The following is a 22,144-nucleotide window of genomic DNA, read 5'->3' as shown; positions in this document are numbered from 1 at the left end:
CGGTGACCAGCCTGGTGGCCGCCCGCGAGCTGGGGCGCGAGATCGGCGCCACCATCATCCACAACGTGATCACGTCGCGGGCGGTGCCCGAGCTGGTCACCGTCGAGGGCGACACGCCCCGGCCGCGTTCGTCGACGACGAAGCAGCGGTCGGCGTCCCCGTCGAAGGCCAGCCCGATATCGGCCCCGCTGTCGCGGACGTAGGCCTGCAGGTCGACCAGGTTGGCCGGGTGCAGCGGGTTGGCCTCGTGATTGGGAAACGAGCCGTCAAGCTCGAAGTACAACGGCAACAAGGTGATTGAGCCGATCGCGCCGAGCACCGCGGGCGCGGTGAGGCCGGCCATGCCGTTGCCGGCGTCCACTGCCACTCGCAAGGGACGTAGCCCCGCGGTGTTCACCAGCGAACGCAGGAACGTCGCGTAGTCCTCCAGCACGTCGCGATCGGTGACGGTTCCTGGTGGTCCGTCATAGCGCTCGACCCCGGCGATCACATCCTCGCTGATGATGCGCAGGCCGCTGTCGGCGCCGACCGGCTTGGCTGCCGCGCGGCACAGCTTGATGCCGTTGTAGGCCGCCGGGTTGTGGCTGGCGGTGAACATCGCGCCCGGACAGTCAAGCGACCCGGAGGCGAAGTACAGCTGGTCGGTGGAGGACAAACCGATCCGCACCACGTCCAGGCCCTGGCCCGTCACGCCGGATGCGAATGCCGCGGCCAGCGCGGGCGAGCTGTCGCGCATGTCGTGGCCGATCACCACCTGCCGGGCACCCTCGCCGCGCATCAGCTTGGCGAAGGCCGCCCCCAAAGCGGTGACCAGCGGCTCGTCCAGCTCTTCGCCGACCAGCCCGCGTACGTCATAAGCCTTGACGACGCGGTGCACGGTCGCGGCGAGCCGAGACATGCCGGGGCCTCCTGACGCGTTGAAAGGGTTTGTTCCTTCGCCTGTTGGCCGTCAGCCTATCGGCCCCCGGGAAACACCGACCGTAGCGGTGCGCGGGGAATGCGCGCGACGCCGGAACGGCTAGTCACTGGGGTCGGGCAACACCCGAAGATGCCCGCGGCGCCGGCCGGATCGATGCTCGGGCGGCGCGAGCACACTGCTGCTGGGCGCGGTGGCCTGCGACCCGCCGTGGTGAATGTGTGGGTCGGCGAAACCGTTCACCGGCGTTGCGGCGTACGGCACGCCGCGATCGCCACCCTCGCGCACCGCGTCGGCCAGGGCGACCAGGTCGTCCTCGTCGGGGTGGGTGGGCTCAGAAACGAGGGGGCCGGCGTGGCGCACCAGATCCCACCCGCGGGGCGCGGTGATCCGGCCGGCATGGCCGACGCACAGGTCCCAGGAATGCGGTTCCCGCGCGGTCGCCAACGGGCCGACGACTGCCGTCGAGTCCGAGTAGACGAACGTCAGGGTCGCCACGGCGTAGTGCGGGCACCCGGGCCGGCAACAGCGACGGGGAACGTTCACGCCGAAAGGCTATCGTGCGGAAACGCCGTCGAAGCGCCGGACACGCGCAACCGGCCGACCCCCGATGTGCAACCGTTACCATCGGCGCGTGGGCGATTCGCGCAGCTCCCCGCACAGGGATCGGTCTCAGGGCCGATTCGCTTCCCATCGGTCCTCCCGGCGGGGCCGCGATGTGCGCGGCCCGCTGCTGCCGCCGACGGTGCCCGGGTGGCGCAGCCGGGCCGAGCGATTCGACATGGCGGTGCTGGAGGCCTACGAACCCATCGAGCGGAATTGGCAGGCCCGCCTGGCCGACCTCGACGTGGCGGTCGACGAGATTCCGCGGATCGCGGCCAAGGATCCCGACAGCGTGCAGTGGCCGCCCGAGGTGATCGCCGACGGGCCGATCCCGCTGGCGCGATTGATCCCGGCCGGCGTCGACGTCCGCGGCAACGCCACGCGGGCACGAATTGTCTTGTTCCGCAAGCCAATTGAGCGACGGGCTAAGGACACCGTCGAACTTGGTGATTTACTGCACGAAATCTTGGTGGCCCAGGTGGCCATCTACCTCGATGTAGAGCCGTCGGTCATCGACCCGACGATCGACGACGAATGACGTTGTGGCGCGGCGTCAGATGATGCCGCGCTTGAGGCGACGGCGCTCGCGCTCGGAGAGCCCGCCCCAAATACCGAAGCGCTCGTCATGCTCCAGGGCGTACTCCAGGCACTCGTGGCGTACCTCGCACCCCAGGCAGATCTTCTTCGCCTCGCGGGTGGAGCCGCCCTTCTCCGGGAAGAACGCCTCGGGATCCGTTTGGGCGCAAAGCGCCCGGTCCTGCCATTGGTCAGCGACGGGCGCCAGCATCGGCTCGGGCTCGAATGCGACTGGCGCATCAGGAACCACGGTCAGGTGCGGCCGAACGGTTGGGACCGGCGCTGAGACAATAGGGGTGTGCGGCGTGCTCGCCATGACTCCTCGAAGATGTTCGTAAGACATACGGTCGTCCGCCTCCTCAGTTTGATTGGGAGAGTGAGTGGTTCCCACTTTTCTGATGTGTACCGACAATTCGAACAAGTGATCGAATCTCGGTCTGCGACACCGGAACCGGCCGGCCAACCGGGAAATGACACTGTTGTGATTAGACACGGGTTAATCTGCCGGGTCAAGCATTACGGCGCATTTCCATACCATCTCGTGACCGAATTACGGCGTTTCCGTTGTTTTGCGCATTCGGCGTGTCGATCACACCGCGCGCGACTACGCTTAAGGGCCGCGTAACGGCCCCGCCACCGCACAGTCGTCGGGCAGTACTGTCGTCCACGTGAAGGTCACCGTTCTGGTCGGTGGGGTTGGCGGCGCCCGCTTCCTGCTGGGGATTCAACAGTTGCTCGGGCTGGGACAGTTCGAAACGCAACAGCACCCAGACGCGGGAACCGGCAACCACGAACTTAATGCAATCGTCAACATCGGCGACGACGCCTGGATTCATGGACTGCGGGTCTGCCCGGATCTGGACACCTGCATGTACACCTTAGGTGGAGGGGTAGACCCGGAGCGAGGGTGGGGTCACCGCGACGAAACCTGGCACGCCAAAGAGGAATTGGCGCGCTACGGCGTGCAGCCGGATTGGTTCGGCCTCGGCGACCGGGATATCGCCACCCATCTGGTGCGCACCCAGATGCTGGGCGCCGGCTACCCGCTCTCGCAGATCACCTCGGCGCTGTGCGATCGCTGGCAACCCGGCGCCCGACTGCTGCCGGCGAGCGACGACCGCTGCGAGACGCATGTGGTGATCACCGATCCGGACGACGGCACCCGGCGGGCGATTCACTTCCAGGAGTGGTGGGTGCGCTACCGCGCCGGCGTGCCCACGCACAGCTTCGCGTTCGTCGGCGCCGAAAAGGCCACCGCCACAGGTGATGCTGTCGCGGCCATCGCCGACGCCGACGTCATCCTGCTGGCGCCGTCCAACCCGGTGGTGAGCGTCGGCGCCATCCTGGCCGTCCCCGGCATCCGGGCGGCGTTGCGCTCGGCGACCGCCCCGGTCGTCGGCTACTCGCCCATCATCGGTGGAAAACCATTGCGCGGCATGGCCGATGCGTGCCTGTCGGTGATCGGGGTGGAGTCCACCGCGGAGGCGGTCGGCCAGCACTACGGGGCGCGCGGTGGCACCGGAATCCTGGATTGCTGGCTGGTGCACGAGGGCGACCACGCCGACATTCAGGGTGTGGCGGTGGCCGCCGTGCCGCTTTTGATGACCGACCCGAAGGCGACGGCCGAGATGGTGAGCGCCGGGCTCGACCTCGCGGGCGTGAAGCCGTGACCGAACACGGCACCGGCGCGGCGATCGAGATCCTGCCCGTCGCCGGGCTGCCCGAATTCCGGCCCGGCGACGACCTGAGCGCGGCCCTGGCCGCGGCTGCGCCCTGGCTGCGCGACGGCGACGTCGTGGTGGTGACGAGCAAGGTGGTGTCCAAGTGCGAGGGCCGGCTGGTGCCGGCGCCGCAGGATGCCGAGGAGCGCGACCAACTCCGGCGCAAGCTGGTCGAGGCCGAGGCGGTGCGCGTGCTGGCGCGCAAGGGCCGCACCCTGATCACCGAGAACCGCATCGGCCTGATTCAGGCCGCCGCGGGCGTGGACGGATCCAACGTGGGCCGCGACGAACTGGCGCTGCTGCCGGTCGACCCGGACGGCAGCGCCGCGGCCCTGCGTGCCGGGCTGGCCGACCGGCTCGGCGTCGACGTCGCCGTGGTCATCACCGACACGATGGGCCGCGCGTGGCGCAACGGCCAGATCGACGCGGCGGTGGGGTCGGCCGGTCTGGCTGTGCTGCACGGCTATTCGGGGACCGTCGACCGCCACGGCAACGAGCTGGTGGTGACCGAGATCGCGGTCGCCGACGAGGTCGCCGCGGCGGCCGATCTGGTGAAGGGCAAATTGACCGCCATGCCGGTGGCCGTGGTGCGCGGCCTGGCGGTGGCCGACGACGGCTCGACGGCCCGGCAGCTGTTGCGGCCCGGCGAGGAAGACCTGTTCTGGCTGGGCACCGCCGAGGCGCTCGACATGGGGCGCCGCCAGGCGCAGCTGTTGCGCCGGTCGGTGCGCCGGTTCAGCGCCGAGCCGGTCGCGGCCGAGCTGATCGAGTCCGCCGTCGCCGAGGCGCTCACCGCGCCGGCCCCGCACCACACCCGGCCGGTCCGGTTCGTCTGGCTGCAGAGCCCCGACGTTCGGACGCGGCTGCTGGACCGCATGAAGGACAAGTGGCGGTCGGACCTCGCCGGCGACGGCCGGCCCGCCGACTCGGTGGAGCGGCGGGTGGCGCGCGGCCAGATTCTCTACGACGCACCCGAGGTCGTCGTTCCGATGCTGGTTCCCGACGGTGCGCACACGTATCCCGACGCGGCCCGCACCGACGCCGAGCACACCATGTTCACCGTCGCGGTCGGGGCGGCCGTGCAGGCCCTGCTGGTCGCGTTGGCCGTGCGGGGGGTGGGCAGCTGCTGGATCGGCTCGACGATCTTCGCCGCCGACCTGGTGCGCGCCGAGCTCGACCTGCCGGGTGATTGGGAGCCGTTGGGCGCCATTGCGATCGGCTACCCCGAGGAACCCGCCGGCCCGCGTGACACGGCGGACGCCGGGGATTTGTTGATCCGCAAGTGATACTGGCCCCATGAAAACGTTCGCGGGCAAGGCGGCGGCGTCCGCCGACAAGGCCCGCGGCGGCTACTACACGCCGGCGCCCGTCGCCCGGTTCCTGGCCCGCTGGGTGCGCGACGCCGGACCGCGCGTGCTGGAACCCTCCTGCGGTGACGGTGCGATCCTGCGCGAGCTGGCCGCCCTCGGCGGGCGGGTCCACGGCGTCGAACTCGTCGCCGAAGAGGCGGCCAAGGCACGGGAATTCGCGCCCGTCGACGTCGCGAACCTGTTCGCGTGGCTGGCCAGCGCCGCGCCCGGCGGCTGGGACGGGGTCGCGGGTAACCCGCCCTACATCCGGTTCGGCAACTGGGCGTCCGAGCAGCGCGATCCCGCACTGGAGCTGATGCGGCGCGAGGGATTGCGGCCCACCCGGTTGACCAACGCCTGGGTCCCCTTCGTGGTGGCGAGCTCGATCTTGGTGCGCGACGGCGGCCGGGTGGGCCTGGTGCTGCCCGCCGAGTTACTCCAGGTCACCTACGCCGCACAGCTGCGCGAGTTCCTGTTGAGCCGGTTCAGCGACATCACGCTGGTGACGTTCGAGCGATTGGTGTTCGACGGCGTCCTGCAGGAGGTGGTGTTGTTCTGCGGGGTCGCCGGCCCGGGGCCCGCCCGGATCCGCACGGTCCACCTCACCGACGCCGGTGCCCTCGCGCACGCGGACCTGGACGCCGAATGGGCGCCCGCGCTGTTGCACGAGAACGAGAAGTGGACCCAGTACTTCCTCGACCCGGCCGCCATCCGGCTGCTGCGAACCCTCAAGCGGTCGACGATGCTGATCCGGCTCGGGTCGGTCGCCGCCGTGGATGTGGGGATCGTGACGGGCCGCAACAGCTTCTTCACGCTCACCGACGCGCAGGCCCGCGAGCTCGGGCTGCTGCCCCACTGCGTCCCGCTCGTCTCGCGCAGCGCGCAGTTGTCCGGGTTGGTCTACGACACCGACTGCCGGGCAAGCGATGTCGCCGCCGGGCGCCGCGGCTGGTTGCTCAACGCGCCGCGCGACCCCGTCGACCCCGCCGTGCTCGCCCACATCGCTGCCGGTGCGGCCGCCGGCGTGGATCGCGGCTTCAAGTGCTCGATCCGCAAGCCGTGGTGGAGCACGCCGTCGCTGTGGATCCCGGACCTGTTCATGCTGCGCCAGATCCACCGCGCGCCGCGGCTGACCGTCAACGCCGCCGCGTCGACGAGCACCGACACCGTGCACCGGGTCCGGCTCGCCGGCGGTGTCGACCCGACCGGGCTGGCCGCGGTGTTCCACAACAGCGTGACGTTCGCCTTCGCCGAGGTCATCGGCCGCAGTTACGGCGGGGGGATTTTGGAGCTGGAACCGCGCGAAGCCGAGCAGCTCCCCATTCCCCCGCCGGCGCTCGCCGGCCCCGAGCTCGCGTGCGACGTCGATCTGCTGTTGAAGGCCAACGAGATCGAGAAGGCGCTCGACCTCGTCGACCGCCACGTCCTGATCGACGGCCTGGGGCTCGCGCCGGAGGTGGTGACGCACTGCCGCGCGGCCTGGGTCGCGCTGCGGGACCGCCGGAAGCGACGGGGTTCCCGGTGAGCGTCCGGGAGTCGGCGATCTCGCTGCTGTCGGAGTGGGAGGCGCCCGACGCGGCGCAGGACGCGTTGCGGCACGCGGTCCTGGCCTATGTGCATGCTCGGCCCGACGCGTGTCGCCGCGAGTGCGTACCGGGTCATGTCACGGCCTCGGCGCTGGTGCTCGACGACACCGGCGGCCGGGTGCTGTTGACGTTGCATCCCCGCGTGGGCCGGTGGGTGCAGCTGGGCGGCCACTGCGATGAGGACGACGACGACATCGTCGCCGCGGCGCTGCGCGAGGCCACCGAGGAGTCCGGCGTCGACGGCTTGCGCATCGAGCCCCGGCTGGCCGCCATCCACGTCCACCCGGTCACCTGCTCGTTGGGCGTGCCCACCCGCCACCTGGATCTGCAGTTCGTCGCGCACGCGCCCGCCGGCGCACGGATCGCGATCAGCGACGAGTCGGACGACCTGCGCTGGTGGCCGGCCGGCGCGTTGCCCGACGGCACCGACCACGCGCTGGCGTATCTGGTCGGCCGCGCCACCCGCCCCTAGCCGCCGAGTGTGAAGCTAGCTTCACACTCGGGCTCGAGCGTGCGGCTAGCTGCACACTCGCGCACAGGGATGGGGCCTCAGACGTCGGACGAGTAGCGGATGCCGCCGTCGGGAATCGAAACGCCGGGCCAGACCCGGGCGCCGCGCAGCAGCTCGCAGCGCGCACCGATGTCGGCGCCGTCGCCGATCACGCCGTCGCGGATCAGCGCCCGCGGGCCGATGCGCGCGCCGAAGCCGATGATGGATCGCTCGATCACGCTGCCCGCCTCGACCTTGACGCCGTCGAAGATCACGGCGCCGTCCAGCCGGACGCCGGGACCGATCTCGGCGCCGCGCCCGACGACGGTGCCGCCGATCAGCACGGCGCCGGGCGACACCGCCGCGCCGTCGTGCACCAGCTGCTCGCCGCGGTGGCCGTGCAGCGCCGGCGACGGAGCGATCCCGCGCACCAGGTCCGCCGAACCGCGCACGAAGTCTTCCGGTGTGCCCATGTCCCGCCAGTAGGTCGCGTCGACGTAGCCGCACACCTTGACGTCCGGATCGGAGAGCAGGGCGGGAAACACCTCGCGTTCGACCGACACCTCGCGCCCGCGCGGGATGCGGTCGATGATGCCGCGCTCGAAGACGTAGCAGCCGGCGTTGATCTGGTCGGTGGGCGGATCCTGCGTCTTCTCCACGAAGGCGGTGACCCTGCCGTTCTCGTCGGTGGTGACGCAGCCGAAGGCCCGCGGGTCGCCCACCCGCACCAGGTGCAGGGTGACGTCGGCCTGCTGCGCGCGGTGGAAGTCGATCATCTGATTGAGGTCCGAACCCGAGAGCACGTCGCCGTTGAACACCATCACGGTGTCGTGACGCAGGTGGGCGGCCACGTTGGCGATGCCGCCGCCGGTGCCCAGGGGCCGGTCCTCGGTGACGTAGTCGATCTGCAGGCCGAGCTTGGACCCGTCGCCGAACTCCGCCTCGAACACCGCGGCCTGATACGAGGTGCTCAGGATGACGTGCTCGATGCCCGCCGCCGCGATCCTCGACAGCAAGTGGGTCAGGAACGGCAGCCCGGCGGTCGGCAGCATCGGCTTTGGCGCCGACAGCGTCAGCGGCCGCAGCCGGGTGCCCTTGCCGCCGACCAGAATTACGGCATCGACTTGCGGGTTAGCCATCTCAGCGCCGCCCTTCCGCCAGTTTCCGTCTCCGGGTGCGCAGCGCGCCACGCACCATCAGACGGGACCGCAGCGCCAGTGAGGCCCGCAGGGTCCAGCGCAGCGGCGCGCGCCGCCACCCGGAATGCCGGTCGGCCAGGAACATATAGGTGCTCTTGTGATGCGCCGCCAGGTGGCTCGCCGGGTCGTCGCCGGTGGAGTGGCCCTTGTGGTGCAACACCTCGGCCGACGGCACGTAGACGTTCAGCCAGCCGGCCCGGCCGAGCCGGTCCCCGAGGTCGACGTCTTCCATATACATGAAGTAGCGCTCGTCGAACCCGCCGACTTGGCCGAAGGCGGACCGCCGCACCAGCAGGCACGACCCCGACAGCCAGCCCACGGGGCGTTCGGTGGGCTCCAGCCGCTCCTGGCGGTAGGCCGCCGTCCACGGATTGCGCTTCCAGAGCGGGCCGACGACCGCGTGCATGCCGCCGCGGATGAGGCTGGGCAGGTGGCGCGCCGACGGGTACACCGAGCCGTCGGGGTCGCGGATGAGCGGGCCAAGGGCGCCGGCGCGCGGCCAGCGGGTGGCGGCGTCCAGCAGGGCGTCAATGCTGCCCGGGCCCCACTGCACGTCGGGGTTAGCCACGATCACCCAGTCGTCGTCGATGTCCGGCGTCTCGGCGAGCTGCGCGACCGCGCGATTGATCGCGGTGCCGTACCCGAGATTGGCGCCGGTGTGGAACAGTCGCACGTTCGGATAGCGCTCGACGGCGGCCTGCGGGGTTCCGTCGGTGGAGCCGTTGTCGGCCATCAGCACACACACGGGCCGCTCGGTGGCCAGCGACAGCGAGGCCAGGAATCGCTCGAGGTGTGGGCCCGGTGAGTAGGTCACCGTCACGACCGGCAGGACGTCAGTCACGCGTAGAGGGTAACGGTAGATCGGCGGTGAGCGCCGCGACAAGCGCAGCGCGCCAGGGCCTTAGCGGCCGCAGGCCCGCCGCGGCGGACTCGCGGCCCGACAGCGCGGAGTAGGTCGGGCGCGGGGCGGGGCGCGGAAACTCCGCGGTGCTGACCGGGTGCACGCGCTCGGGGTCTGCGCCGCATTCTTCGAAGATCGCGCGGGTCTGCTCGAAGCGGGACACCGCGCCCTCGTTGGCGGCGTGCAGGATCGGCCCGGGCACGTGGTCGTCGGCGATCTGCAGCAGCGCCTCCGCCAGGTCGCCCACATACGTCGGTGACCCGACCTGGTCGTTTACGACGTTCACCGGGCCGTCCCCCGCGGCCAGCCGGCGCATGACGGCGACGAAGTCCTTGCCGTCGCCGCCGGTGTAGACCCAGGCGGTGCGGACGATGACGGCGTCCGGCAACGCCAAAATGACGGCCTCCTCCCCGGCATGCTTGCTGCGCCCGTACACGCCCGCCGGGGCGGTTTGATCGCTGGGCTCGTATGGCCGCGGGTCGGCGCCGCCGAAGTCCCCGTTGAAGACGTAATCGGTGGAGACGTGGATCAACCGGGCACCGGCGCGCGCGCAGGCCCGGGCGATGTTCTCGGGGCCGGTGGCGTTGACGGCGTAGGCGCCTGCCTCGTCGCTCTCGGCGCCGTCGACGTCGGTGTAGGCCGCGCAATTGACCACCACGTCACCGCGCTCGATGATCCGTTCGGCGGCGGCGGGGTCGGTGATGTCCCACTCCGACGAGGTCAGCCCCACCACGTCGCGGCCCTGACTGGCCGCCAGCGAGCGCAAATAGCCGCCCAGCTGGCCCCCGGCACCGGCGATCACGATCCTGCTCGACATGGTTCGAGTCTGGCATGCCCGGGAAAGCCCGGGCGAACGCCGGGGCGCGCGGGGGCTCGTTACCCGCGAAGCAGGTGTGCCGCAAGTAACCTAGTGGGATGCCTGTGCAACGTGTGGTTCGTGTGATTGCCACTGCGCTCACCCTTGTGGTGGTCCTGGGCACCGGGCTCGCGTGGAGCAACGTCCGGTCCTTCGAGGACGGCATCTTCCACATGTCCGCGCCCTCGCTCGGCAAGGGCGGCGACGACGGCGCGATCGACATCCTGCTGGTCGGCCTCGACAGCCGCACGGATGCGCACGGCAACCCGCTGTCCCAAGAGGAGCTGGCCGCCCTGCGGGCCGGCGACGAGGAAGCGACCAACACCGACACGATCATCCTGATCCGGATCCCCAACAACGGGAAGTCGGCGACGGCCATCTCGATCCCCCGCGACTCCTACGTCGCGGCCCCCGGCCTGGGCAAGACGAAGATCAACGGCGTCTACGGCCAGACCCGCGAGGCCAAGCGCACCAGCCTGGTCAAGGCCGGCGATTCGGCCGAGGACGCCGCGGCGCAGGGCACCGAGGCCGGGCGCGAGGCCCTGATCAAGACCGTCGCCGACCTCACCGGCGTTACCGTCGACCACTACGCCGAGATCGGGCTGCTCGGCTTCTCGTTGATCACCGACGCGCTCGGCGGGGTGGACGTCTGCCTCAAAGAGCCGGTTTTCGAACCGCTTTCGGGCGCCGACTTCCCGGCCGGCCCGCAACGCCTGGACGGGCCGGAGGCGCTCAGCTTCGTCCGTCAGCGCCACGAGTTGCCGCGCGGCGACCTGGACCGGGTGGTGCGTCAGCAGGTGGTGATGGCCTCGCTGGCCCACCGGGTCATCTCCGGCAAGACGCTGTCGAGCCCCACCACCGTGCGACGCCTCGAGGCCGCGGTGCAACGCTCGGTGGTGATCTCTCAGGGATGGGACGTAATGGATTTCGTCCAGCAGATGCAGAAGCTCGCGGGCGGCAACGTCGCGTTCGCCACCATCCCGGTGCTGGACGGGGCCGGCTGGAGTGACGACGGGATGCAGAGCGTGGTGCGGGTGGACCCGCATCAGGTACAGGACTGGGTCAATGGGCTACTGCACGAGCAGGAGCAGGGCAAGACCGAGGAGATCGCCTACACCCCGGCGAAGACCACCGCCAGCGTGATCAACGACACCGACATCAACGGTCTGGCATCGGCGGTCTCACAGGTGTTGACCGCCAAGGGATTTGGCGCAGGCACCGTCGGCAACAACGACGCCGGCCACGTCAAGGGCAGCCAGGTCCGGGCCGCCAAGACCGACGACCTGGGGGCCCAGGAGGTGGCCAAGGAGCTCGGCGGGCTGCCGGTGGTCGCCGATGCATCCGTCGCGGCGGGCTCGGTCAAGGTGGTGCTGGGCAACGACTACACCGGCCCCGGCTCCGGACTTTCCGGCACCGCGTCGGTGCTGCCCGCCCGGGTGTCCAACGTCGGTGCGGTGGCGGCCGACCCGAACGTCCCGCCGCCCTCGCCGATCCTGACCGCCGGTTCCGACAAGCCCGAGTGCATCAACTGAGCACGCTCGCCGGCGCCATCCTCGACCCGATGCTGCGGACCGACCCGGTCGGCCCGCGCATCACCTACTACGACGACGCGACCGGCGAGCGCATCGAGCTGTCGGCGGCGACGCTGGCCAACTGGGCGGCCAAGACCGGCAACCTGTTACGCGACGAGCTCGGCGCCGGACCGGGCAGCCGGGTCGCGATCCTGCTGCCCGCGCACTGGCAGACCGCGGCCGTGCTGTTCGGGGTGTGGTGGATCGGCGCCGAGGCCGTGCTCGCATCGGGCCCGGCCGACATCGCCATGTGCACCGCCGAGCGGCTGGACGAGGCGGACGAGACCGGGGCCGGCGAGGTGGCGGTGCTGTCGCTGGACCCGTTCGGCCGCTCGGCGCCCGACCTGCCGATCGGAGTCACCGACTACGCGACCGCCGTGCGGGTGCACGGCGACCAGATCGTCGCCGAACCCCATCCCGGTCCGGCGCTGGCCGGCCGATCGGTCGACGAGGTCCTCGCCGACTGCCAAAGCGCCGCCGCCGCAAAGGAATTGACGGCCGCCGACCGGGTGCTGTCCACCTCCGCGTGGTCGGAACCCGGCGAGCTGGTGGACGGCCCGCTGGCGATCCTGGCCGTCGGCGGCTCGCTGGTGCAGGTGGCCAATCCCGACCCGTCGGCGTTGCAGCGCAGGATCGAGACCGAAAAGGTCACCCGGGTGCTCTAACGCGCGGATACATATTGATATCGCAATATTTCAATGTTAACGTCGAGCGAGCATCAGCTGACGCCACGACGACAGGGAGGTCCGGGTAATGGCGGGGTACGCGCTCTTGGCAAAGGCGGCATCGACGGTGGTCACCGGCCTGGTCGGCGTGACGGCCTACGAGGTGGTGCGCAAGGCCGTGGCCAAGGCGCCGCTGCACGAGACCGCGGTGTCGGCTGCCGAGCTGGGGCTGCGCGGGACGCGCAAGGCCGAGGAAGCCGCCGAGTCCGCCCGCCTGAAGATCGCCGACGTCATGGCCGAAGCCCGCGAACGCATCGGCGAGGAAGCGCCCACGCCGGCCGTCGCCGACGTCCACCAGCACGACCACTGATCCCCGCGCAGATGGCGCTCGCCACCGCCCTGGACCCGGTCCAACCGAAAGACCCCGCGCTGCAAATCGTTTCGGATGCGGCCGGGCGCATGCGGGTTTCCGTCGACTGGCTGCGGTGCGACTCCCGGCGCGCGGTGGCGATCGAGGAGGCCGTCGCCAACGAGGATGGCGTGCGCGTGGTGCACGCCTACCCGCGCACCGGATCCGTCGTCGTCTGGTATTCGCCCCGGCGTTGTGACCGCGCCGCGGTGCTGGGCGCGATCAGCTCCGCCGCACACGTCGCCGCCGAGCTGATTCCCGCACGCGCGCCGCATTCGGAGGAGATCCGCAACACCGACGTGTTGCGGATGGTCGTCGGCGGTGCCGCGCTGGCCCTGCTCGGCGTGCGCCGCTACGTGTTCGCCCGGCCGCCGCTGCTCGGCCCGAACGGCCGGGTGCTGGCCACCGGCGTCACCATCTTCACCGGCTACCCGTTCCTGCGCGGCGCGCTGCGCTCGTTGCGCTCCGGCCGGGCCGGCACCGACGCCCTGGTGTCGGCGGCGACGGTGGCGAGCCTGGTGCTGCGCGAGAACGTGGTGGCGCTGACGGTGCTGTGGCTGCTCAACATCGGCGAGTACCTGCAAGACCTCACCCTGCGCCGGACCCGCCGGGCGATTTCCGAACTGCTGCGCGGCAGCCAGGACACGGCGTGGATCCGGCTGACCGATGGGGCCGAAGTCCAGGTCCCCATCGACGGCGTCCAGATCGGCGACGAGGTGATCATCCACGACCACGTCGCGATACCGGTGGACGGTGAGGTGGCCGACGGCGAGGCGATCGTCAACCAGTCCGCGATCACCGGCGAGAACCTGCCCGTCTCGGTCCTGGTCGGCGCGCACGTGCACGCCGGGTCGGTCGTGGTGCGCGGGCGCCTGGTGGTGCGCGCGCAGGCCGTCGGCAACCAGACGGCGATCGGGCGCATCATTACCCGGGTCGAGGAGGCCCAACACGACCGCGCGCCCATCCAGACCGTGGGCGAAAACTTCTCCCGCCGTTTCGTTCCCACCTCGTTCATCGTGTCGGCCCTCACCCTGGCGGTCACCGGTGATGTGCGCCGCGCGATGACCATGCTGTTGATCGCGTGCCCCTGCGCGGTGGGCCTGTCCACCCCGACCGCGATCAGTGCCGCGATCGGCAACGGCGCCCGCCGCGGCATCCTGATCAAGGGCGGCTCCCACCTCGAGCAGGCCGGCCGGGTCGACGCGATCGTGTTCGACAAGACCGGGACGCTCACCGTCGGCCGCCCCGTCGTCACCAATATCATTGCCCTGCACAAGGATTGGGAACCCGAGCAGGTATTGGCCTACGCGGCCAGCTCGGAGATCCACTCCCGCCATCCGCTGGCCGAGGCGGTGATCCGCTCCACCGAGGAACGCCACATCACCATCCCGCCGCACGAGGAGTGCGAGGTCCTGGTGGGTTTGGGCATGCGCACCTGGGCCGACGGCCGCACCCTGTTGCTGGGCAGCCCCGGGTTGCTGCGCGCCGAAAAGGTGCGGGTGTCGAAGAAGGCGTCGGAGTGGGTGGACCGGCTGCGCCGCAAGGCCGAGACCCCGCTGCTGCTCGCGGTCGACGGCAAGCTGGTGGGACTGATCAGCCTGCGCGACGAGGTGCGCACCGAGGCGGTCGAGGTGCTGAAGCAGCTGCGGGACAACGGTATCCGGCGCATCGTCATGCTCACCGGCGACCACCCGGACATCGCCCGGGTAGTCGCCGAGGAGCTGGGCCTCGACGAGTGGCGCGCCGAGGTGATGCCGGAGGACAAGCTCGAGGTGGTGCGCGGGCTGCAGAACGACGGCTACGTGGTCGGCATGGTCGGCGACGGCATCAACGACGCCCCGGCGCTGGCGGCCGCCGACATCGGGATCGCCATGGGCCTGGCCGGAACCGACGTCGCCGTCGAGACCGCCGACGTGGCACTGGCCAACGACGACCTGCACCGGCTGCTCGACGTGCGCGACCTGGGCGCCCGGGCCGTCGACGTCATCCGGGAGAACTACGGCATGTCCATCGCCGTCAACGCCGCCGGGCTGATCATCGGCGCGGGCGGTGCGCTATCCCCCGTGCTGGCCGCGATCCTGCACAACGCGTCGTCAGTCGCGGTGGTGGCCAACAGCTCCCGGCTGATCCGCTACCGGCTGGACTAGCACCCGCTTGAGCACCTTGCCGCCCGCGTTGCGCGGCAGCTCGTCGACGAAGATCACGTCACGCGGAATCTTGAAGCGCGCCAGCCGGTTTCGCACATATTCCCGGACATCGTGCTCGGTCAGCGTCGCGCCCGGCCGGAGCACGAGGTAGGCGCGCAACCGCTGCCCGAACTCCTCGTCGTCGACGCCGACGACGGCGGCGTCGAGGATGCCGGGATGCTGCGTAAGCGCCTCTTCGACCTCGCCGGGGTAGACGTTCTCCCCGCCGGAGACGATCATCTCGTCGTCGCGCCCGTCGATGAAGAGCCTGCCGTCGGAATCGAAATGACCCATGTCGCCGGTGGACATCAGGCCGTGAACCGACTCCTTGGTGCCGCCATCGGTGTATCCCTCGAAGGTCAGCACGTTGCCGACGAAGATCCGCCCCGGCGTCCCCGGCGGCACCTCGCGGCCGTCGTCGCCGAAGATCTTGACGACCGAGCCCGGGACCACCGCGCCCACGCAGCCGGGCGCGGCGGTCAGGTCGGCCGGCGTGGCGATGGTGGCGTAGGCGACCTCGGTGGATCCGTACATGTTGTAGACCACGGGGCCGAGCGCCTCGAGCGCCCGGGTGGCCAGCGCGCCACCGAGCTGGGAACCGCCGATGAACACGATGCGCAGCGACGACAGGTCGTGCTCGGCCAGGGCGGCCGGCCCCAGATCAAGGATGCGCCGCAACATGATCGGCACGACGATCATGGCGCTGCCCCGATGCGCGGCCACGCTGGCCAGCGTCTCTCGGGCATCGAAGTGGCGGCGCAGCACCAGGGTCGAGCCCAGCACCATCGCATACATCGCGTGGCTGAAACCCATCGAATGAAGAAGCGGCACACAGCATTCCGTGGCTTCCCGGCCGCGGAACGGCACCTTGCCGAGCAGACCGCCCACCGGTATCAGCGAGTGGGGCTCGGAGCGCGCGGCGCCCTTCGGCGTTCCCGTCGTCCCACTGGTCGAGATGACAATCTTGGGCCGCCCACCCGACGAGGGCGGCGGGCGGGGATCCCCGCGTTCGATCAGCGCGTCCAGGGAGTCGGGAGCGGGCGTATCCGTCCAGGCCCGGATCCGGCCCAGCCTCGGGCGGACGTCCCCGACGACGGCGCTGTACTCCTCGTCGTAGACCAGCAGGTCCGCGCCTTCGCGGGCCAGCGTTTCGGCGAACTGCGTGCGCCCGAAGCCGGTGTTGAGCAGCAGGACGAATGCGCCGCACTTGGCGGCGGCGAAGACGGCCTCCAGGAAGCCCCGGTGGTTGCCGGCCAGGATGGCCACACCGGCGCCCGGGCCGAGCCCGCGCCGCCGCCACTCGTTGGCCAACGCGTTGGTCCGCTCGTCCAGCTCACCGAACGTCAGGGACCCGCGCTCGTCGATCAGCGCCACCCCGTCACGGTCTCGCCCGGCGGCGATCGCCGGCGCCGCCCCCAGCAGGCCGTAGCGTTTGAGGGCGCGCAGCGCCGGCACGATCCGCCCGGGCGGTAGCCACCCCAATCCCCCGGACCGGACATAGAGAAAAAGCGACCGGGCTTCCAAGCCCGCGCGCCGAAGAGGTTCCACACGTCGATGCTGCCGCCGGGCGCCGCCCGGGAATAAGGGCGCAACGCCACTGCGACAGGGGTCTTTCGTCACCATCGTTACTCTGGTTAACGACTAGACGGAAAGGGCATTGCCGATGACGCGCACCGACAACGACAGCTGGGACCTGGCCACGAGCGTGGGGGCCACCGCCACCATGGTGGCGGCCGGACGGGCCCGGGCCACCCGCGACGGCCTGATCGACGACTCGTTCGCCGAGCCCCTGGTGCGCGCCGTCGGCGTCGATTTCATGACGCGGTGGGCCGCCGGCGAATTGAGCTCGGCCGACGTCGACGAGCCCGGCGCCCCGTGGGGCATGCAACGCATGACCGACATGCTGGCCGCCCGCACGCGCTACATCGACGCGTTCTTCGCCGAGGCGGGTGCGACGGGCATCCGCCAGGTCGTCATCCTGGCCTCGGGCCTGGACGCGCGCGCCTACCGGCTGCCGTGGGCGGCGGGCACCACGGTGTTCGAGATCGACCAACCGCAAGTCATCGAATTCAAGACGGCGACCATCGCCGAGCTGGGCGCCCGGCCCACCGCCGAGGTTCGGGCCGTGCCCATCGACCTGCGCCACGATTGGCCGTCGGCGCTACGCGAGGCCGGCTTCGACACCGGGCGGCCGGCGGCCTGGGCCGCCGAGGGCCTGCTCGGCTTCCTGCCGCCCGAGGCGCAGGACCGGTTGCTCGACGACGTCACCGCGCTCAGCGCCGACGGGAGCCGGCTGGTGGCCGAGGTCTTCAGCAACTCCGGCGACAACGGGGACGCCCTGAACGCCGCCAGCGAGAAGTGGCGGGAGAACGGGCTGGACATCGCGCTCGGCGACCTGGGGTTCCCCGGCGAGCGCAACGACCCGGCGACGTATCTGCAGCGGCGGGGCTGGCGCCCGGTTCGCACACCCCTGAATCAGTTGTTGGCCGACAACGGGTTACCTTTGCAGCGCACCGAAGCCGGTGCGCCGTTCGCCGAGAACTACTACTGCATCGCGGAGTTGCACGCGGCCCGTTGACGGAAGGCCACCCATGGCAGACAGCATGCCCGCCAAGCCGCTTGACGGGTTCCGGGTACTCGATTTCACCCAGAACATCGCCGGGCCGCTGGCCGGCCAGGTGCTGGCCGACCTGGGCGCCGAGGTGATCAAGGTCGAGGCGCCCCTGGGTGAGGCGGCCCGGCACATCACCGCGGTCCTGCCCGGGCGTCCGCCGCTGCCCACGCTGTTTCTGCCGCACAACCGGGGCAAGAAGTCGGTGGCGGTCGACCTCACGAACGACGAAGCCAAGCAACAGATTCTGCGGCTGGTCGATGACGCCGACGTTGTGCTGGAAGGGTTCCGCCCCGGCGTGATGGAGCGGATGGGCCTGGGCCCCGACGAGTTGCGCGCCCGCAACCCCCGGCTCGTCTACGCGCGGCTGTCGGCCTACGGCGGCAACGGCCCGCACGGCAGCAGGCCGGGCGTCGATCTGATGGTCGCAGCCGAGTCGGGCATGACGACCGGGATGCCGACGCCGACCGGCAAACCGCAGATCATCCCCTTCCAGCTCGTCGACGCCGCCAGCGGTCACGTGCTGGCCCAGGCGGTGCTGGCCGCGCTGCTCAACCGGGAGCGCCACGGCGTCGCCGACGTGGTGAGCGTCGCCATGTACGACGTGGCGGTCAACTTGCAGGCCAGTCAGCTCACGATTCATCTGAACAAACCCAGCGAGGCTGCCAAGCCCGACGCCACACCGAAGCCGAAGAAGCGCAAGGGAGTTGGCTTCGCGACCCAACCCTCCGACGCGTTCAAGGCCGCCGACGGGTACCTGGTGATCAGCGCGTATGTGCCAAAGCATTGGGCGAAGCTGTGCCAGATCATCGGGCGGCCGGACCTGCTGACCGACGAGCGGTTCATCGATCAGCGTTCGCGGGCAATGAATTACCACGAGTTGACCGAAGAACTCGAGTCGGCGCTGGCCGCCAAGACGGCGGCCGAATGGGTTGAGCTGCTTCAGGAAAGTGGCCTGATGGCCTGCCTGGCCTACACCTGGAAGCAGGTGGTGGACACCCCGCTGTTCGGGGAGAACGAGCTCGCCTTGCGGGTGGGCACCGGCGGCGACGCGGTCACGGTGGTCCGCATGCCGGCGCGCTACGCGAGCTTCGACGCGGTGGTCACCGATCCCCCGCCCGCGCCCGGGCAGCACAATGACGAGTTCCTCACGGCGCCATAGCCTTACAGGCTGGGCAGGCGCACCACCTGGACGAAGAACTCGTCGATCTGCCGGACCGCCTTCATGAACTGGTCCAGGTCGACCGGCTTGGTGACGTAGGCGTTGGCGTGCAGCTTGTAGCTGCGCAGGATGTCCTCCTCGGCCGAGGAGGTGGTGAGCACGACGACCGGGATGCGGGCCAGGTCCGGGTCGGACTTGACCTTCTCCAGCAGCTGGCGGCCGTCGTACTTGGGCAGGTTCAGGTCCAGCAGGATGAGGTCGGGCCGCGGCGCATCCTCGAACTTGCCGCGGCGGTAGAGGTAGTCGAGGCCTTCCTCTCCGTCGTGCGCCACGTGGAGCCGGTTCTTGAGTTTGTTGTGCTCGAAGGCTTCTCGCGTGATGAGCTCGTCCCCCGGGTCGTCCTCGACGAGCAGAATGTCGATCGCTCTGCCTTCTGATGTCATTGATGCGCTCCTTCCAAAGCGTCTGAGTCTGCTTCACCGGCGGGCTCGGGCATGGGCAGCGTGAACTCGAACCGCGTCCCGTCGGTGCGGGTCGGGTCGATCCGGATGGTGCCGCCATGATGCTCGACGATCTTCTTGACCAACGCGAGGCCGACGCCGGTCCCGGCGTACACGTCGCGGCCGTGCAGGCGTTGGAAAATGACGAAGACCTTGTCGGCGAACTCGACCGGGATACCGATGCCGTTGTCCGACACGGTGATCACCCATTCGCCGTCGTGGACGCCGGTGCCCGGCGCGCACTCGATGACGACGCGGGGCCGGCGGTCTTTGTGCCGGAACTTCACCGCGTTGCCGATCAGGTTCTGCCATAGCATCGTCAGCAGCATGGGGTCGCCCTTGATCCGCGGGAGCGCGTCGGGGCGCACGATTTCGGCTTCCGACTCTTCGATCGCGGTGGCCAGGTTGGCCAGGCCGGAGTCCAGCGCCGTGTCGAGGTCCACGTCGGTCTCCGTGGCACCCAGGCGCCCGACGCGCGAGAAGGTAAGCAGGTCATTGATCAGCGCCTGCATCCGTTTGGCCCCGTCGACCGCGAATCCGATGTATTCGATACCGCGCTCGTCGAGCTTGTCGCCGTATCGCCGCTCCAGCAGCTGGCAGAACGAGGCGACCTTGCGCAGCGGCTCCTGCAGATCGTGCGACGCGACGTAGGCGAACTGCTCGAGTTCGGTGTTGGACCGGCGCAATTCGGCCGCCTGCTCGTCCAGCTGCGCCTGGGCCGTACGCGATGTCTCGAGCTCGTCGACCATGCGCTTGCGCATGTTCTCCACGTTGATCGCCATGTCGCGAACGTCTTTGGGCCGCTTCGGCGGCGCGATGCTTTCCTCGAAGTTGCCCTCGGTGATCCGCCGGCACGCCGCGGCCAGCGCGGCGAGCGGACGCGCGACCGTGTCCCGGATCAGGACCCCCAGCATCCCGGCCGTGACGAAGAACAGCAACACCATGGCGCCGAATGCCCTATTGCGCCAGGCATCGACCCGCTTGAGTTCGTCCGCGGCGGTCGCCCGCGCGGCGGCCAGGTCCGCGTTCTGGCTGTCGAAAAGCATTCGCAAATGGTCGAATTCGGCTTTGCCGCGCTCCGCCGACGGTTTGCTCGTGACGTTCTTGCCGTTCGGCATCACGGTGCCGATGACCGGTTCGGCGTAGCTTGCCCGCCACTTGGCCGCGGCGTTCTCGATCGCGTCCAGGTCACCGATGAGGTCCGGACGCTCGCTCAGGTGGCGCCGGATGTCGTCCACCGCAGTGCGTTCGGCGTGTTGCCCGTCGTAGTACGGCGTGAGGAATTGCCGGTCCCCGGCGATCAGGTAGCCCCGGATGCCCGTCTCCTGGTCGCGCAGCGCGGCCTGCAGCTGGAAGGCCGCCACGCGCGCCGGCTGGATGTTGTCGAGGAGTTCGTGCGTCATCTCGTCGGTGCGGTCCAGCAAGAGCGCGCCGACGAGTGCGCCGGCCAGCACCATCACGCCCATGCTGACCAGGACCAGGGCCTGCCAGCCACGCACGGTGAGCTGCGACAGGCGCAGGCGGCGCAACCTCGGGATCACCTGGTGGTCCGTTCGACCCGCAGCACGGCGATGTCGTCGGTGAGCCCGCCCTGCGACTGGGCCAGCGCCTGGGCGCCGTCGATGAGCGCGTCGACGAACTCCAGTCCCGGCCGGTTCGCGTGCGAGCGGGCCAGCTCGAGCAGACCGTCCTCGCCGAGGCGCTGGGTGCCTTGTCCGGAATACCCCTCGAACAGGCCGTCGGTCAGCAGCAGCAGGCCGTGGCCCGCGGGAAAGTCCATCTCATGGCGCGGCCAGTCGTCGTCGGCGCGCAGGCCCAGCGCCGGACCTCCCGGCGGCTCCACCCATTCGACCGTTCCGTCGCGCTGCAACAGCATCCCGGGGTGACCGGCCCGGATGACGGTGATGAGTTGGCTGTCGGCCGGGATCTCCAGACTGAGCACGGTCGCGAAAACGCCTGTGCCCGTGCGCTCGGAGTGCAGCACCCGCTCGAGCTGCCGCATCAGCTCCACCCCGTGCACGCCGGCGAAGGTGAGCGCGCGAAAGGCGATGCGCAGCGCCGCGCCCAGGGCGGCCTCGTGCGGCCCGTGCCCAGCGACGTCGCCGATCAGGACGTGAACGACCCGGTCGGGCGTCTGGACCACGTCGTAGAAGTCGCCGCACAGCAGCGCGTCCTCGCGGCTCGGCCGGTACCGCGCGACGATGTCTACGCCCGGGTTGTCCAGTAGCAGCGGGGAGGGCAGCAGGCCGCGCTCCAGCAGGGCGTTCTCCCGGGCCCGCAGCTGGGTCGCGTGCAGGTCGGCGGCGATCAGCTCGGCGCGCTTGCGCTCGATCGCGTACAGCAGTGCGCGCCGCAGCATCTCGGGCTCGACCCGGCCCTTCACCAGGTAGTCCTGGGCACCGGCGGCGACCGCCGAGGCGCCGAAGTACTCGTCGTTCAGCCCGGTCAGCACGACGATGGGAACGGTGGCGTCGCGCTTGGCGATGCGGTCCAGCGCGTCCATGCCGTTGGCGTCGGGCAGGTGTAGGTCCAGCAGCACGCAGTCGGGCCGGGCGGAGGCGAGTTCGCGCTCGGCGTGGGCCATCGACTGCGCCCACACCACCCGGATATCGGCGACCGCATCGGCGATCAGGTCTTCCACCAGCACCGCGTCGGCGCGGTCGTCCTCGACCAATAGCAACGAGAACGACTGCCAGTTCGCCGGCGGGGTCACTGGAGCGCGCACGGGCATCATTTCCCGGTCATCCGGGCGCGCACAGACGGCGCCAGGCCGTTCACTGAGACCCCCACGGTCAGACCCATTCGCACGACTCTACGTGTGGCCCCACCACCCCGAATGGCTG

Annotated in this window: 20 protein-coding genes and 1 pseudogene; 11 read left to right on the top strand and 10 right to left on the bottom strand. The window is 70.2% G+C overall.

Features of this window, described 5'->3' with window-relative positions:
• Both manB and A5756_RS07600 read right to left on the bottom strand, forming a co-directional pair.
• Positions 1-898: pseudogene (gene manB / locus A5756_RS07605) on the bottom strand (phosphomannomutase/phosphoglucomutase); the annotation flags it as partial.
• 120 nt (positions 899-1,018) lie between these two features.
• Complete coding sequence (locus A5756_RS07600) at positions 1,019-1,462, bottom strand: DUF3499 domain-containing protein (RefSeq protein WP_082948282.1); 444 nt, start codon at positions 1,460-1,462, stop codon at positions 1,019-1,021.
• Between the two features lie 172 nt (positions 1,463-1,634).
• On the opposite strand from A5756_RS07600, the gene A5756_RS07595 reads away from it, so the two are divergent.
• Complete coding sequence (locus A5756_RS07595) at positions 1,635-2,057, top strand: metallopeptidase family protein (RefSeq protein WP_066949924.1); 423 nt, start codon at positions 1,635-1,637, stop codon at positions 2,055-2,057.
• 15 nt (positions 2,058-2,072) lie between these two features.
• Here A5756_RS07595 and A5756_RS07590 read toward each other — a convergent pair whose 3' ends face one another.
• Complete coding sequence (locus A5756_RS07590) at positions 2,073-2,411, bottom strand: WhiB family transcriptional regulator (RefSeq protein ID WP_082948283.1); 339 nt, start codon at positions 2,409-2,411, stop codon at positions 2,073-2,075.
• Positions 2,412-2,763: 352 nt separating this feature from the next.
• Here A5756_RS07590 and cofD point away from each other — a divergent pair, with 352 nt between their 5' ends.
• Genes cofD through A5756_RS07570 form a run of 4 tightly spaced genes read left to right on the top strand, consistent with a single transcriptional unit; the run spans position 2,764 to position 7,223 of the window.
• Positions 2,764-3,765, top strand: coding sequence for a 2-phospho-L-lactate transferase (gene cofD, locus A5756_RS07585; RefSeq protein WP_066949921.1), 1,002 nt, complete (start codon positions 2,764-2,766; stop codon positions 3,763-3,765).
• A complete protein-coding gene (locus tag A5756_RS07580) occupies positions 3,762-5,102 on the top strand; it encodes a coenzyme F420-0:L-glutamate ligase (protein WP_066949918.1) in 1,341 nt (446 codons plus the stop codon). The genes cofD and A5756_RS07580 overlap by 4 nt, the downstream gene beginning before the upstream one ends.
• 10 nt (positions 5,103-5,112) lie before the next feature.
• Positions 5,113-6,690 (top strand): class I SAM-dependent methyltransferase, encoded by a 1,578-nt coding sequence (locus tag A5756_RS07575; RefSeq protein WP_066949915.1) that lies wholly within the window; start codon positions 5,113-5,115, stop codon positions 6,688-6,690.
• Complete coding sequence (locus A5756_RS07570; protein WP_066949913.1) at positions 6,687-7,223, top strand: NUDIX hydrolase; 537 nt, start codon at positions 6,687-6,689, stop codon at positions 7,221-7,223. The genes A5756_RS07575 and A5756_RS07570 overlap by 4 nt, the downstream gene beginning before the upstream one ends.
• A 77-nt stretch (positions 7,224-7,300) precedes the next feature.
• Here A5756_RS07570 and A5756_RS07565 read toward each other — a convergent pair whose 3' ends face one another.
• The 3 genes from A5756_RS07565 to rfbD are packed head-to-tail and all read right to left on the bottom strand — an operon-like array spanning position 7,301 to position 10,158.
• The gene (locus A5756_RS07565; protein WP_066949910.1) at positions 7,301-8,380 is read right to left on the bottom strand and encodes a sugar phosphate nucleotidyltransferase; all 1,080 of its coding nucleotides are present in this window, start codon (positions 8,378-8,380) and stop codon (positions 7,301-7,303) included.
• 1 nt (position 8,381) lies between these two features.
• A complete protein-coding gene (locus A5756_RS07560) occupies positions 8,382-9,281 on the bottom strand; it encodes a glycosyltransferase family 2 protein (protein ID WP_066949907.1) in 900 nt (299 codons plus the stop codon).
• The gene (rfbD, locus tag A5756_RS07555; protein ID WP_066949903.1) at positions 9,274-10,158 is read right to left on the bottom strand and encodes a dTDP-4-dehydrorhamnose reductase; all 885 of its coding nucleotides are present in this window, start codon (positions 10,156-10,158) and stop codon (positions 9,274-9,276) included. Before rfbD ends, A5756_RS07560 begins: the two co-directional genes overlap by 8 nt.
• 98 nt (positions 10,159-10,256) lie before the next feature.
• Between rfbD and A5756_RS07550 the strand changes: the two genes are divergently transcribed.
• From A5756_RS07550 to ctpC, 4 genes are all read left to right on the top strand, one after another.
• Entirely contained in the window at positions 10,257-11,729 is a 1,473-nt protein-coding gene (locus A5756_RS07550) for an LCP family protein (RefSeq protein WP_066949899.1), read from the top strand.
• Entirely contained in the window at positions 11,717-12,433 is a 717-nt protein-coding gene (locus tag A5756_RS07545; RefSeq protein ID WP_197505749.1) for a TIGR03089 family protein, read from the top strand. Before A5756_RS07550 ends, A5756_RS07545 begins: the two co-directional genes overlap by 13 nt.
• 88 nt (positions 12,434-12,521) lie before the next feature.
• The gene (locus tag A5756_RS07540; RefSeq protein ID WP_066949897.1) at positions 12,522-12,803 is read left to right on the top strand and encodes a DUF1490 family protein; all 282 of its coding nucleotides are present in this window, start codon (positions 12,522-12,524) and stop codon (positions 12,801-12,803) included.
• Positions 12,804-12,814: 11 nt separating this feature from the next.
• On the top strand, positions 12,815-14,989 hold the full coding sequence (gene ctpC / locus A5756_RS07535; protein WP_066949875.1) for a manganese-exporting P-type ATPase CtpC: 2,175 nt from the start codon (positions 12,815-12,817) through the stop codon (positions 14,987-14,989).
• Here ctpC and A5756_RS07530 read toward each other — a convergent pair.
• Entirely contained in the window at positions 14,936-16,576 is a 1,641-nt protein-coding gene (locus A5756_RS07530; RefSeq protein ID WP_066949872.1) for an AMP-binding protein, read from the bottom strand. The two genes, ctpC and A5756_RS07530, sit on opposite strands and share 54 nt — an antisense overlap.
• A 115-nt stretch (positions 16,577-16,691) precedes the next feature.
• Between A5756_RS07530 and A5756_RS07525 the strand changes: the two genes are divergently transcribed.
• A complete protein-coding gene (locus A5756_RS07525) occupies positions 16,692-17,606 on the top strand; it encodes a class I SAM-dependent methyltransferase (protein ID WP_066949868.1) in 915 nt (304 codons plus the stop codon).
• Positions 17,607-17,619: 13 nt separating this feature from the next.
• A complete protein-coding gene (locus A5756_RS07520; RefSeq protein ID WP_066949865.1) occupies positions 17,620-18,801 on the top strand; it encodes a CoA transferase in 1,182 nt (393 codons plus the stop codon).
• Positions 18,802-18,803: 2 nt separating this feature from the next.
• Here A5756_RS07520 and A5756_RS07515 read toward each other — a convergent pair whose 3' ends face one another.
• The 3 genes from A5756_RS07515 to A5756_RS07505 form a co-directional block, all read right to left on the bottom strand.
• Entirely contained in the window at positions 18,804-19,244 is a 441-nt protein-coding gene (locus A5756_RS07515; protein WP_066949862.1) for a response regulator, read from the bottom strand.
• On the bottom strand, positions 19,241-20,767 hold the full coding sequence (locus A5756_RS07510) for a sensor histidine kinase (protein ID WP_082948290.1): 1,527 nt from the start codon (positions 20,765-20,767) through the stop codon (positions 19,241-19,243). Before A5756_RS07510 ends, A5756_RS07515 begins: the two co-directional genes overlap by 4 nt.
• A 71-nt stretch (positions 20,768-20,838) precedes the next feature.
• On the bottom strand, positions 20,839-22,035 hold the full coding sequence (locus tag A5756_RS07505; RefSeq protein ID WP_066949856.1) for a PP2C family protein-serine/threonine phosphatase: 1,197 nt from the start codon (positions 22,033-22,035) through the stop codon (positions 20,839-20,841).
• Positions 22,036-22,144: the final 109 nt, after the last annotated feature.

The organism is Mycobacterium sp. 852002-53434_SCH5985345 (assembly GCF_001667155.1).
In the GTDB taxonomy this organism is placed as follows: domain Bacteria; phylum Actinomycetota; class Actinomycetes; order Mycobacteriales; family Mycobacteriaceae; genus Mycobacterium.
The sequence above is the reverse complement of the archived record's forward strand: the minus strand, read 5'-3'. Positions and strand labels throughout refer to the sequence as shown.

Bases quoted from the DNA above. Each gene is read 5' to 3' on its own strand.
- A5756_RS07505 (WP_066949856.1), bottom strand. From the start codon at position 22,035: ATGATGCCCGTGCGCGCTCCAGTGACCCCGCCGGCGAACTGGCAGTCG.
- rfbD (WP_066949903.1), bottom strand. From the start codon at position 10,158: ATGTCGAGCAGGATCGTGATCGCCGGTGCCGGGGGCCAGCTGGGCGGC.
- A5756_RS07565 (WP_066949910.1), bottom strand. From the start codon at position 8,380: ATGGCTAACCCGCAAGTCGATGCCGTAATTCTGGTCGGCGGCAAGGGC.
- A5756_RS07575 (WP_066949915.1), top strand. From the start codon at position 5,113: ATGAAAACGTTCGCGGGCAAGGCGGCGGCGTCCGCCGACAAGGCCCGC.
- A5756_RS07520 (WP_066949865.1), top strand. From the start codon at position 17,620: ATGGCAGACAGCATGCCCGCCAAGCCGCTTGACGGGTTCCGGGTACTC.
- A5756_RS07510 (WP_082948290.1), bottom strand. From the start codon at position 20,767: ATGGGCGTGATGGTGCTGGCCGGCGCACTCGTCGGCGCGCTCTTGCTG.
- A5756_RS07525 (WP_066949868.1), top strand. From the start codon at position 16,692: ATGACGCGCACCGACAACGACAGCTGGGACCTGGCCACGAGCGTGGGG.
- A5756_RS07515 (WP_066949862.1), bottom strand. From the start codon at position 19,244: ATGACATCAGAAGGCAGAGCGATCGACATTCTGCTCGTCGAGGACGAC.
- ctpC (WP_066949875.1), top strand. From the start codon at position 12,815: ATGGCGCTCGCCACCGCCCTGGACCCGGTCCAACCGAAAGACCCCGCG.
- A5756_RS07550 (WP_066949899.1), top strand. From the start codon at position 10,257: ATGCCTGTGCAACGTGTGGTTCGTGTGATTGCCACTGCGCTCACCCTT.
- A5756_RS07590 (WP_082948283.1), bottom strand. From the start codon at position 2,411: ATGGCGAGCACGCCGCACACCCCTATTGTCTCAGCGCCGGTCCCAACC.
- A5756_RS07540 (WP_066949897.1), top strand. From the start codon at position 12,522: ATGGCGGGGTACGCGCTCTTGGCAAAGGCGGCATCGACGGTGGTCACC.